The organism is Agreia bicolorata, from assembly GCF_000938265.1.
Lineage (GTDB): Bacteria > Actinomycetota > Actinomycetes > Actinomycetales > Microbacteriaceae > Agreia > Agreia bicolorata.
The window spans coordinates 622,993-635,729 of record NZ_JYFC01000003.1 but is presented as its reverse complement, the minus strand read 5'-3'; the positions used below and the strand labels follow the sequence as shown (position 1 = coordinate 635,729).

Here is a 12,737-nt window from a genome sequence, read left to right as displayed (position 1 = left end):
CTTTAGGAACTGCTTTCGTGGTGCGCTTCCCTGCGCCCTTCTTCTCGCGCTCTATCGACTAGCGCGGCAATTCTTCGCCTTCGGATGATTGCGATTTTGGTGATGATGAGACCGAGAGCGATCGCCATGACAGTCATTCCCAGAAGCGGAAGAGGTGGCGCCCACACCGTCGTTTTCTCGACAACGGGATCTAGTCGGGTTCCGTCTGGGAGTGTTGGTGCATCGGGTCGTAGTTCGACAGTGATGGGGATCTGGAATGTTGGGTAGACACCCGTCAGCTTGACTGTGAAATTACCGTTCTCCCCGGGTAGGAGCTCTTCATCGGGGGTATTCGATGCGTGTATCTCAGACTCCACGTCGCCCGCCCGCACCGTTCCGTCGATGATCAAGCGGGTATTGCCGGAATTCTTCACGTTGAACGTGACATCAGCAGAGCCGGAGCCAAAGGGGTTCCAAGTGGGTTCGTACGTTGCGTTGAGTAGATCGATCGATGCGGCTGGCTTCAGGTCGCCCTCAACCAGGGTCATGACTCTAAATCCAACTCGGCTGTCGACGGTTACGCGGGATCCAGTGTCATCGACGGAGGAACCTAGAACAGAGGCGGCTACTCCGGCTGCGTGGTCACCTGGTTCGGCATTCGGTGGAACCGTGATCGTAAAGGGCACAGTCGCCATACCGTGCGCTGGCAGCGTCACTGTGGGCTCAATTGAGATCCATGTCCCCGCATCTACTGAGGGCTGCGCAGTGGGCAGCATATTGAAGCGGCCCTCCTCGGTGAAATAGCCGTCTGCGGACGTCAGCGTAAACGTCACCGGTTGATCACTGAAGTTGGTCACCGCAAGGTGCTCGATAATTGTCGACCTAGGTTCTAGGGACGTTTCGATCCACGATCGACCGTCGGGTCCCGCTGATGATGCGGGGCGGACTGACCATGTGATGTCGCTTGGTTCCTCCGCGCTAGCGGGCGACGAACCGGCTCCCACAAAAAGAAGGACTAGGAGGCCAATTAGCCACCAGCCCCCCGACCACTTCTTCAAATATCGGGGCATGGGTGTGGCCTTTCATAGTCGCAAAAGCGAGGGGGCCAGGTTCGCTGGCCCCCTCGCCGGCGATCACTCGAACAGCGACAATGTCAGGACCGATGAATAGGTTCCTGGTTCCGTTGTGACGGGGACCTTCAGTGTGAGGTCAGCGTTCACAGACCATTCCCCAACCGCTTCCTCAGAGTCCCAAGCCATCGCCAACAGCTCCCTATCGACCAAGCCGACATTCCCAGGACCCTCGTCGAGGCTGGTTTCGACGGGCGAACCTTCTGCAACCTCGCCCTCGTCTGCGGGGGTGAGAAGATGCGGAGCCCACCCGAGATGGTCAGGAGTGATGGGTTCTTGTCCGTTGTCTCCGACAAAGGCCGAGGTGGACCCAAGCACCGACCAATACGCGCCATCAGGGATTTGGTCGGACCTGCGAGTATCCGTAACCGTGACTGTCGGGAGGGAGCCTGAGAACTGACGAATCACCGGTGAGTCTGAAGTTGACTCCACGAGCTGGGCGGAAGTACCGGCGACTGTCATCGTGAGGATGCCCGGGGGCGATGCGTCACTGATTTCAACTGACACGTCCACTTGATTGTCACCGCCAACTTGATCGTCAGCAAAGGCGCTTGCGGGGGTAGCTATCGCCCCAACGAGCGCGACTAAAGCAAACCCCAGCGCACCTGCGGTTGTTCGGATGCATTTTGATCGGGTCATTGTGTTTTCCGTCCTTTCGAAGTTCAGCCGCACGAAAGTGCTGCGTAGGGGGTCTGGACAACGGACGTCGTTTGGACTCCATCTCGGGTACCCGAGATGGCTGCATTGACAGTTCCGGCTGCAACGCTGACCAGACGGGTGTTGGTCGTGCTGGATGCAGATTTGCTAGCCGCGATCGTTGCCTTCGGCGGGGCCCCGTAGGGCGTTGCCACACTGACGTCCAGCGGAATTGCGTCGGTATTCGTCGCCTTGACTGCCAAGACCACCTTCCCCGTTACGCATCGAGCGGCCACCTGCACGTCGAGCTTCGGGGCAACGGTCGCCTCCGCCCGCCGCACGGTTACGTCATCGAATGTGCCGGTCGAACCTCCCTGAGCGCGTAAGCCGATTCGACCTGCTGCGAGCGAAGAGTCATTTACCTGACCCAGCGCTTCCCACGTAGCTCCGTTGTCAGAGGAGATGTCAGCTTTGAGCTGGGAACCTACCGCAGCCAGACGGAGTCGGTAAGGCGTCCCGGGGTCGAAGTTTCGATTTCCTTCTGCGAGCTTTGTCCACGAGCCACCGTCGTTTTTGTAGAGATCCCAACCAAGGGATCCCGATCCAAGTCGGGAAAGCTCGAGTTGGTAGAAGTGGTTGGTGTCTGAGACGCGAGCGAGGAGTCCTAGCCCTCCGCCGTTGATCGCGGAGAATTTGATTGTTGCTTCCACGGCGTAGTCGGTCCACCGTGAATCTCCAGCGAGAGCTGCTCCCGTACCATTCGACGGAGTGGTGAGCTGTCGGGAATTGGGTGCAGCCTGCACAACGGACCACCCTGAGGAGTCTGGTGTCCATCCAGACGGAACTGATCCCAGGCCATCGCTTTCGAAGGTGTAGTTGGCATAGTTATCGGGAGTGAGTTGCACATCGTCGAAACTCAACCACTGGCCGGCGGATGCGTTTGACCAGAACCCGATGGTTGCTTCTCCGGCGGTCACGTTGACGCCTGAGATTTGAATGCGAGTCCAATCACCAGCCTGTGGGATCGCAACAAGCTTCTTGCTCGAGCTTCCGGCGTAGTTTTTGAGCTCAACGCTGGCTTCGGTTTGGCCGCCGCTCGACTTCACCCACGCCGTAAGGGTGTAGCTACCGGTCGGGAGGTTGGGGATCCGCTGGTACGTGTACACCCGGTAAGGCTGCGTCGCCCACTGGGTTCCTTTGAAGTCCCCCGTCCGACCGCCTGTTTCGGTGTAGAAGGCTTCTGGATTATTGTCAGCGGACGTCCACTGGCTAGGAGCTGACAATGCCTTCTGGTCACGCTCGAAGCTACCGTTTCGCACCAGCGCGGACGCACCCACGTCCCATTTCGGTGTCGGAATATTCTGGCTTGCCGGGGTTGGGAACGCAGGCGAACCGTCAGCGTTCCACGACATCTTCTGAACGCGAGCCATACGCCCTCCACCGCATCCCTGCCCAGCGGCAGAATTGGCGTGGTAGATGATGTAATCCTCGGTTCCGTCAGGTGACGTCGTGAAAGAGTTGTGCCCGGGGCCGAAGACACCAGCGCCGGGGTTCGAAGTCATGACAGGCTGTGTGTTCTTCGTCCATGAGGCTGGGTTCAGAAGGTCGCTCGACTGGTTGGCCGAGACCAGGCCGATCGAGTAGTTGTCAGACGCACAGTCGTTCGCGGAATATGACACGAAAACTTTGCCGTTCCGGACCAGAACGGCTGGTCCTTCGGTCGTCCACTGCCCCTCCCATCCCAGCGTGGGCTTGATCACTTCAACCGGTTCGGAACTGAGAGTCCATGGGTTCGACATTTTCGCGATGTAGACGTGATTCCCGTTGTAGGAGTACGCGAACATGAAGTACCGCACGCCACCACTCTCGAAGACAGTGCCGTCAAGAGAGCCCTTGGTGGTACTGACGCCAGAGACCTGACCTTTGCTTACCCATGTGCCGTCGAGAGGGTTCGCTGCTGTGTTTTCCAGGACAAGGATCCGGTTGTTCGCTACGGCCGGATTTCCTACCGTCGCGTAGTCGAGGTCCGATGCCGTGGTGTAGATGTACCACTTACCATCCAGCCGGTGAAGTTCCGGCGCCCAAACGTCCTTGTTGTAGGGAGCGTTCGGCGTGAAGACCGTCTTACGCACCGCACCGCTGAAGTCAGTCAGAGACGCAGACCGAATGATCTCGACGGATGAACTGGTTGTGGTGCCCGTGAGGTAGTAGTACCCGTCTTCTCCCACGATCACCTGCGGATCGGGAAGTCCACTGTTCAGGTAGATCGGGTTGTTGTAAGTCGGGGTAGCCGGCGCCGCGGAGGCTGCTTGAACTGAGACCGGAGTCACCGCGATCAAAATTGCCGCACAGATGGCCGCAAGTCTTGCTCGACGGGAGGCGGGAGGAGCGTTGTCTCGCGTTCGGGCTAGACGCTGAATCGGGAAGGGTTGCACTGTGTTCTCCTTTGAACATTTGGGGCATGGCTGGTAAAGCGGCGGTGGTTGTTGAAAGTGGTCTATCCCTTGACGCCCCCCGCTGAAAGTCCGGACTGCCAGAACCTCTGGAGGAAGAGAAAAGAGACCACCAGTGGGAGGACTGAGACGAGTGAACCGGTGAGGACCGTGGAGAACAGCACTTGCGCGCCGCCACCGCTGGATGCTGAAAGCTGCCACTGCGCCAAGCCGACTGTCACGGGGTAGAGAGATGGCGAGTTGAGCATGATCAGCGGGAGGAAATAGTTGTTCCATGTTGCGACGAGCTGGAAGAGCAGCACCGTGACGATGCCTGGCGTGAGAAGCCTCAACCCGATTGTCATGAAGATGCGGAGCTCGCCGGCTCCATCGATCCGTGCAGCTTCCATAAGGCTGTTATCGACCGATTCCGCGGCATAAACCCTCATCAGGTAGACCCCAAAGGGGCTAACGAGGCCGGGCAAGATCACCGCCCAGACTGTGTCTGTGAGTGAAACGCTGCTGAACAAAAGGTATGTGGGGATAGCGAGCGCGGTCATTGGCACCATGACAGCGCCGATGATGACCCAGAAGACCGCAGTCTGTCCACGGAAACGGTACTTCGCGAGCGCGTACCCGCAGGCAGTGGCAAGTGCAGCCGCGCCGACGGCACTAACGACGGCGTACAGCACTGTGTTCAGAAGCCATCGCGAAAAGATTCCATCATTCAGAGAAAAGACCTGACTGATGTTGGTGAATAGATGAAAGCCGTTCCCGAACCAAAGACCAAATGTCGAGAACAGGTCCGAGTTGTCTTTTGTGCTTGCGATGGCCAGCCAAATGATTGGCACGAGAAAGTAGACGATGCTCACCCATACGAGAACGGTGAGGAGGCTGCTTGATTTGCTTGAGTGTGTCCGCTTTGGGATGCGAGTTCTGCTTCTCGAGAGGGGCTTGATGGTCATGAGTTGCGCTCCCGCCGATTGACGACGGACTGAACGACGATGGAGATGATGACGATCACGATTCCTAGGAGGAAGGCTATGGCCGCCGCGTAGTTGACGTCCTGGTTCTTGAAGGCGATGTTGTAGGCGTACAGATTGGGGCTGAAATCGGTGCCGACGGAGTTTGGAGCGATGTTGTAGAGAAGGTTTGGTTCGTTGAAGAGCTGGAACGAACCAATAATCGAGAAGATCACCGTCAGGATCAGGGCCTGCCGGATTGCCGGGATTTTGATGCTCCACGCGATTCGGAACTGGTTCGCTCCGTCAATTTCGGCTGCTTCATAGAGTTCGGTCGGAATGACTCGTAGAGCCGCGTAGAGAATGATCATGTTGTAGCCGATGAATTCCCAGCAGACGATGTTCATCGTTGAGCCAACGATGTTCGATTTATCGAGAAGATCCGGGCCTGGAAGTCCGATCAGCTCGAAAAGTTGAGTGATAAGCCCAAAGTCGTTCCCGTAGAGGTATCCCCACATGAGTGTCGCCACCACGCTGGGTATTGCGTAGGGAAGGAAGATGAGGAGGCGGGCCGCTTTGCTGGCTCGAACTCGTCCAGTGTCGAGGGCAAGAGCAAGGGCGAGGGCAGCAATCAGCATGATCGGCACCTGCACAAACAAGAAGAGTGCAACCCGCGAGAGGCCGGCATAGAACTGTGGGTCTTGGAGTGCGCGAGTGTAGTTCGTCAGACCGGAGAAGACTTCCCCGCCCACTAGCTGCGAGGTGAAGCCGCTGAGGTATGCCGCGTATCCGAGAGGGACAATGAAGGCCAGAAGAAACACGATGAGAAACGGCAGGATGAGGATCCATGCGGCTCGTGTTTGCGTTCGGTCGATCGTTGATCGACGCGCTGCGGTAGGTCGGGTCATGAGAACTTTCTTCGGGTGGGTGGGGCCGAGATGCCTGCAGCGTCCTGGCCCCACCACTATTGCTACTGAACGGTGAAGCCCTGCTGGGTTGCGTATTCTTGGACGGCGTTCTGCCAGTCATCGAGGGCGGATACCATGTCGGCCTTGTCCGAGATGGCGGCACCGACTGTTTCGTTGTAGCTGGAGTAAACGAAGTCCATGAACGGAAGCCACTGGAAGTCTTTGTCGACGGTGGTTGATACGCCGGCGAAGAATTCATTGACTTTCTGACCGCCATAGAACTCGGACTCCTGATCGACAAAATCAGGATTCTTCAGAGTTGCCGTTGTCGTCGGGAAGAGGAACTGGTCGTTCGCGAGTAGCAGAGCGGACTCTTCGTCTGTGTTGATGAACTTCGCGAGTTCGTACGCAGCTATCTGGTTGTCGCTTCCCGCAAGTACGGCGTCGGTCGATCCGCCCCAGTTACCCGAGACGTCCTCGCCTGCGTTCCACTGCGGAAGCTTCGCGGCATTCCAGAGTCCGCTGGTGTCTTTCGCAGTTCCTTGGAGAAACAGTGGACCCCAGGCAGCAACTTGCCAGCTGGCGTATTTTCCTCGAGCCAGCCCCTGGTACCACTCGTCTGCGAAGTCAGGGTCGGTTGCGACCAGGTCTTTCTGGATAAGGTCCTGCCAGAAAGCAACAACCTTCGTCGCTTCAGGCGAGTTGAGGTTGATGGACACGGTCTTGTCTCCGTCGTAGGAGAAGGGTTTGGCTCCGGCCTGCCAGAACAAGCCCATCATCTGGCCCGGGTCATTCCCGGGCAGATCAGCAATGTAGGAGTCGGTCTTGGATCGAATTTCCGCGGCCTGTTCAGCGAACTCGTCCCACGTGCTAGGGGGCCCCTCAAGTCCAGCGGCAGCCCAGATATCCGTCCGATACAAGTTTCCCATCGGTCCAGAATCCTGCGGAACAGCCCATACGCCCTTGTCGTCAGCGACCTGGTTCCAGATCCAGTCGACGTAATCGCTCTTGTGCTCGTCGGCTCCGAACTGGGTCAAATCGGACAGGCTGCCGGTCTGCCGGAATGAGGACAGATACTGATACTCGATCTGGGCCACATCGGGGGCACCTTCCCCAGCCTTGATGGCGGCTCGCAGCTTGGGGTACTGCTGCGTGCCCCCTGTCGTGTTCACCACCGTGACCTTGATGTTTGGGTACTTCGCCTCGAACAGGTCAACTTCCTTCTGGACGTCAGGAACCCACGTCCAGAATGTCAGCTCGGTCGGAGTGGAGAGCGCTTTATCAATCTCGTCCTGGGTGTAGGTCGTGGCATTCGATGAGTCGTCATTTTGGGCTGCCGGCGAGCAGCCTGCCAGGGTCAAGGCTGATACCAGCGCCGCAGCTCCGAGCACCATTGCTTTGCGTGTGCGTGTCATGTTTTTCTCTCAGTGGGAAGGGACAGTCGGCCCATATGGGCCGGCCAGAACCTCGAACACCAGCGCTGCGCGGGGTTCGAGGGGTACTTGGGTTCCGAGTTCATAGATTGATCCGGTGGTCACTTCGCGAACTCGGAAGGGTGTTGTGACCTGGCTGGGATGACCGGACCAGTTGTGCACGAACACAAGCTCGTGGTCCACGGATCGCCCTGTTGAAACTGTTACGGCGGAAGACGCCTGCCACTGCGACGAGGCCGTATCTTGGACCAGCCACCTGGCAATGCTTCGTGACAAAGCGGCATTGGGTACACCAGCGACGTAACTGACACGACCGGCGCCATAGGCGGCTGTTGTCAGGGCGGCGGTAGCGCCGAACTCTGTCGTTTGAAGCTCTGCCACAACCGATGCCCCCGCAACTTCCAACTTCTCCAGCCACCAAATAACAGCAGCTTCGTCTTCCGCTACGAATGCGGCATCGACAGAAGAGACTGTGAGTGGTTCACGGAGGTTGGTGAATTCGTCATAGTGAACCCCAGCTGCGGCGCTCAAATATGCGGGCGCCACAGCACGGCGGGCACGCGCTAACTCATCCCCATAACCGGTACGGACTCCGATTACGAGGTGACCTCCCGCAGCTGCGTACTCACCAAGCCGTGTCAGCACGTCAGTGTCTGCCACGTAGACGGCAGGTGCGATTAGTACCGGGTGAGTATGCGCGAGGGTGGCCGGCTCAGTCTGCAGAAATTCTGAGATCTGTTTGACGCGGACTTGAACGCCGGTCTCGGCGAGTCCGCGGTAGTGAGCGTCGAAGATATCAAGATACGAGAACGTGTTGGGGGTACCGTCTGAGTTCGAAAGTGGCGGAGCAAACTCCCATGCCCATTTCGTGTCGGTGGAATAGAGCAGAACCACATCTGAGTCGGGCTGGAAGCCCGATATGCGGGAACCCAACTCCTTGAGTGTCGTGCCGAGCTCAGCAACCTCTCGGTAGATCCGTCCCGGGACTTCTGAATGAGGGAGAACTCCACCCCAATAGGTCTCGGCTCCGAAATGCAGGCTGTTCCAATGCCAGTACTCGATCATTCTCGCTCCACGCGCAACGAGCGCAAGCGCCGCCTGCTTGATTTGACCCGGGAAGGGAGGTTCGTTTTGCCAAGAATGACCGATTGACTGCGCGTTGGTTTCCGTCACGAGGAACGGACCAGCTTTGCTCGACCAGGCACGATCTGCCCACTCGAAAAGTGCCCAAACCCCGGAGTGCCACCATTCAGCTTCTCGCGGAAAATCTTCACCAGCGGTCAGTGCGTCTTGCATCCTGTAGTAAGGATTGCCTGCTGTGATATCCAGCGACCGCACCATTTCGTCGTCTGCGAGTTGAGGTCTCGAATACGACATACATGTCGTGATGAATTGGTCGTCACGGGCGTATTCCCGGACAACCTCGGCCTGCCAGGCGATCAAGTCAGTGGCGAGACTGCTCTGATACCGGCGCCAATCGAGATCGTATTGAGGCTGCAAATTGCCGGCGGGTCGCCAAAGCTCGGCCCACTCAGAAATTTGATGTGACCAATAGACCAATCCCCATTCCTTGTTGAGGCGATCGACCGTGCCATACTTCCGTCGAAGCCACGCGAGGAAACCCTGAAATGTCGACGCGTTGTGAGCAACAACATTCCCGGGCTCGTTGTCTACCTGAAAACCGATCACAGCGGGGTGGGAGGCGTAGCGCTTGACTACCTTCCGCACGATTCGCTCGGCAAAATAGCGATAGGCGGGTTGGCTCTGATCCATCTCCTGGCGTGCCCCCCAACCTACGCGTGAGCCATCTGGCAACTCGGCCGCAATCTCAGGGTGCAGAATCTGGAGCCAAGGTGGGATTGCATAGGTGGGCGTCCCCAGGATGACGCCAATTCCCCTCGCAGCTGCAGCATCAAGCACCGGTTCGAGCCAGTCGAGATCGAACTCGCCATTGCGTGGTTCCCATGTTGACCAGACCGATTCCCCAACACGAATCACCGTGAAACCCGCCTCGACCATGAGATCGAAGTCATAGTCGAGATCCACGTGGGATTTGTATTCCGCGTAATAGGCGGCTCCGAAACGGACATCGGAGTTGAGGGAAAACGGCATCTTTGGCTTATCCAAACTTTCTGTTCTCGAGAACATGTTCTCGAGAACATTATGAATGGAGACTGCGGTCGGCGCAACCCGAGCGCCGAAGGCGCTACTGCGTCGGTGGTGGGCCGGTCGAAGCGCGAACGACTAGCGGGGGACGCGGTATACGTGACGGGGCAGACGCACTGGTTGTCTTTTCGATCTGCGCAATCAACTTCGCAATGACATATTGACCCTCAAATGCGAAGTCGAGTTTGACAGTTGTAAGGGGGCAAATTGCGTACGCTGCTTCGGCCTGATCATCTACGCCCATCACGCTCATATCGTGAGGAACCGCGATCCCTGCACTGGATAGCGCTGAGAGCACGCCGAATGCCATCCCGTCATTTGCTGCTGCGATAGCCGTAACGCCGCGTATTCCATCCTTGATGAGGCGGGATGCTGCCTCGTAGCCCGACCGCGCCGACCAGTCGCCCTCAACGGTCGAGACTACTGAACCGCCGGCTTGCTGGACGGCGGAAGCGAATGCCTCCGCTCGAGTTTTCGAGGCGGTCCAGGATGATGGCCCAGTCAAGTAGAAGAAGTTGCGATGCCCATTGGCAAGTAGGTGGTCCGCCGCGACATGACCGACCCATTCGTTGACTGTTGTGTCGGAGTCTTCGATGTGCAGATCGAAGTCATGGACGACAGGGACGGTGAACTTTCTTCTGCCTAAAACAGCTCGTGCCGCCTCGGTCTGCACAGAGAGGACCATTCCAGCGACACGCTCGCGGGTAACGATATCAATGGCATCAGCAATGGATTTCTCATCGCTTCCATTTGTCGAAACGATATCGAGAATATATCCACTTGCCCGAGCCGCCTCGATTGCACCATACGCCGCACGCGCAGGACCTGCCTCCGATAGGCGATCCACGATATAACCGATTCGGTCGATCTTCTGCAGGCGCAGATGGCGCCCAGCCAAGTTCGGCGTATATTTCAGCTCCTCGATTGCAAGCTCAATACGCTGACGTGTACCGGGGCGAATCCCTTCAAAACCGTTCAAATGGCGGCTGACCGTTATGTGCGAGACACCCGCCCGTTCGGCCACATCGTAGATCGTGGCTGACTTCATCTCTAAATGATATCGTGAACATCTGTTGACCTGCAGCAGGCCATGCTGTGCTCGAATAGTGCTTTTAGACCAAGGCATCAAGGATGTTCAGGCGACGCAATCTGCCGAAGCCAACGTCGATGTTGCGGTCACGTACGAGATTGTCGGCGACAGCACCGACGCCACCGTTACGTACAGCACCTACAACGATGGCAACTTCGGAACCGAGCAGGCCACGGGGCAGACGCTTCCGTTCGCCAAAGACTTCACAGTCAAAGCCGGAGGACAGTTCGACTACCAGTCCTTCACCCTCACCGGCTCCAACGGACAGACCGGCGGCGACATCACCTGCCGCATCACCATCGACGGTGTCGTAGCCGCCGAGCAGACCGCAACAGGCCAGTACGCCTCCGCAACCTGCAGCAGCAGCGGATTCGACAACTAACCGAATACCAGCAACAGAGAAGGCCCCCGAACGTTCGGGGGCCTTCTCTGTTTGGTTCGTCGTCGCGTTCTAGTACCGGTAGAAGCCTTCGCCGGTCGCGACGCCCAGCTTGCCCTGGTCGATGAAGTTCTTCTTGAGGTACGCGGCCCACGCCTGCGATCCTGGCTCCGGGTTCGCCGACGCGATGTTGTAAGCGGTCGTGAGGCCGACGACGTCGTAGATCTGGAACGGTCCGACGGGTGCTCCCGTGCCGATACGCCAGGTCTTGTCGACGGTCTCCGGGTCGGCGATGCCTTCGAGCACGAGGCCGGCCGCGGCATTGAGCAGGGGCACCAACAGCGAGTTGAGAACGTAGCCCGCCTTCTCTTTCTTCAGCTCGATGGGCACGAGTCCACTGCGCCCGGCAAAGTCGACCACCGAGCGGTAGACATCCGGATCGGTATCGGTCGTGCCCATGATCTCGGCCGTGTTCTGGCGCCAGACCTGGTTCGCGTAGTGCAGCGCGAGAAAGCGGTCGGCGCGCCCGGTGAAGTCCTTCAGATCGCTGGGCAGCAACGTCGACGAGTTGGTGGCGAAGATCGTCTTCTGCGGCGCCGCCTCGGCGAGACGCTGGTAGAGGTCGCGCTTGATGTCGATGCTCTCAGGCGCCGCCTCGATCACGAGATCGGCATCGGCCACCGCCTGGGCGAGGTCGCTCGAATACCGGATGCCGGCAGCCGCCGCCTCGGTCGACTCAGCCGTGGCCCCGGCCACCTTGTCGGCCACGTACACCGGCGCCAGCTGGGCGATGCGCGTGCGGGCGTGCTCGAGCGCGTCGTCGGTGACGTCGTAGGCCGTCACGGTGAATCCGTGGAAGGCGGCCTGGTACGCGATCTGCGACCCCAACACTCCGGTGCCGATGACGGTGACGTTCTGGATGGATGACATGGTGGTGCTCCTTATTAATGAGAGGTAGGGATGACGCCGTAGATGCTGCGCACCCACACGTCGACGAGAACGTCGAGTTCGGCGCCGGCGGTGACGGCCGGATGCTCGCCGTTGGCCGCCGCGAGCAGCACGCGTTCGTTCATGAGATTCAGCGAGGCGGCGAGATCACGAGAATGGAGGCCCGCCGGTGCGGCCCCGCGGGCCCGCTCGGCCTCGATGACCTCGGCTGTGTAATCGACCCAGCTGAGCATCGAGCGCGACCACAGGTCGTGCACCTCGACGTTGCGCGAGCGCACAGCCATGGCGGCGGTTGCGACGGCGCGATGCTCGGAGAAGACCTCAACGAAGGCCGCAATAGATCGACGCCAGGCCGAGGCGGGGTCGGCCTCGAACTCGCGCGACAGCGCTCCGACGCGATCCTCCACCTGCCTGATCACCCGGTCGAGCAGGGCGAGCAGCACCGCTTCTTTCGAAGCGAAGTAGAAGTAGAAGGTGGGGCGAGAGATGCCGGCGCCCTTTGCCAGCTCGTCGATCGACAGGCTGTCGAAGTCGCGCGACTGCAGCAGAGCCTCTGTGGTGACGAGGATCGCCTCCTGCCGGTCGTCGCCGGAGGGGCGGGATGCGCGTCGCGATCGTTCGGCCATGACTCCACGCTAGCACTTCACTCGACACGGTGTTGATTAAATCGACAC

The 12,737-nt window shown here is 58.8% G+C and carries 10 protein-coding genes; 1 reads left to right on the top strand and 9 read right to left on the bottom strand.

The features are described 5' to 3' along the window. Positions 1-2: 2 nt before the first annotated feature. From TZ00_RS20375 to TZ00_RS09850, 7 genes are all read right to left on the bottom strand, one after another. Entirely contained in the window at positions 3-527 is a 525-nt protein-coding gene (locus TZ00_RS20375; RefSeq protein WP_052521451.1) for a hypothetical protein, read from the bottom strand. Between the two features lie 1,244 nt (positions 528-1,771). Then, entirely contained in the window at positions 1,772-4,180 is a 2,409-nt protein-coding gene (locus TZ00_RS18840; RefSeq protein WP_161793758.1) for a glycoside hydrolase family 43 protein, read from the bottom strand. 62 nt (positions 4,181-4,242) lie between these two features. Then, positions 4,243-5,142 carry a carbohydrate ABC transporter permease gene (locus tag TZ00_RS09870; protein WP_044441205.1) on the bottom strand — a complete coding sequence of 300 codons (900 nt, stop codon included), beginning with the start codon at positions 5,140-5,142 and terminating at the stop codon, positions 4,243-4,245. After that, positions 5,139-6,047: a carbohydrate ABC transporter permease gene (locus tag TZ00_RS09865; RefSeq protein ID WP_044441203.1), complete on the bottom strand. Its 909-nt coding sequence runs from the start codon at positions 6,045-6,047 to the stop codon at positions 5,139-5,141. Before TZ00_RS09865 ends, TZ00_RS09870 begins: the two co-directional genes overlap by 4 nt. Before the next feature lie 62 nt (positions 6,048-6,109). Further along, complete coding sequence (locus TZ00_RS09860) at positions 6,110-7,462, bottom strand: ABC transporter substrate-binding protein (protein WP_238579640.1); 1,353 nt, start codon at positions 7,460-7,462, stop codon at positions 6,110-6,112. Positions 7,463-7,471: 9 nt separating this feature from the next. Next, a complete protein-coding gene (locus TZ00_RS09855) occupies positions 7,472-9,628 on the bottom strand; it encodes a beta-galactosidase (RefSeq protein WP_238579639.1) in 2,157 nt (718 codons plus the stop codon). Between the two features lie 58 nt (positions 9,629-9,686). Next, positions 9,687-10,694: a LacI family DNA-binding transcriptional regulator gene (locus tag TZ00_RS09850; protein ID WP_044441199.1), complete on the bottom strand. Its 1,008-nt coding sequence runs from the start codon at positions 10,692-10,694 to the stop codon at positions 9,687-9,689. A 58-nt stretch (positions 10,695-10,752) separates the two neighbouring features. Here TZ00_RS09850 and TZ00_RS09845 point away from each other — a divergent pair, with 58 nt between their 5' ends. After that, positions 10,753-11,118 carry an MmpS family transport accessory protein gene (locus TZ00_RS09845; RefSeq protein WP_052521449.1) on the top strand — a complete coding sequence of 122 codons (366 nt, stop codon included), beginning with the start codon at positions 10,753-10,755 and terminating at the stop codon, positions 11,116-11,118. Positions 11,119-11,187: 69 nt separating this feature from the next. On the opposite strand, the gene TZ00_RS09840 is transcribed toward TZ00_RS09845, so the two are convergent. Beyond that, on the bottom strand, positions 11,188-12,045 hold the full coding sequence (locus TZ00_RS09840; RefSeq protein ID WP_044441197.1) for a 3-hydroxyacyl-CoA dehydrogenase: 858 nt from the start codon (positions 12,043-12,045) through the stop codon (positions 11,188-11,190). Positions 12,046-12,059: 14 nt separating this feature from the next. Then, positions 12,060-12,689 (bottom strand): TetR/AcrR family transcriptional regulator, encoded by a 630-nt coding sequence (locus TZ00_RS09835; RefSeq protein WP_044441195.1) that lies wholly within the window; start codon positions 12,687-12,689, stop codon positions 12,060-12,062. Positions 12,690-12,737: the final 48 nt, after the last annotated feature.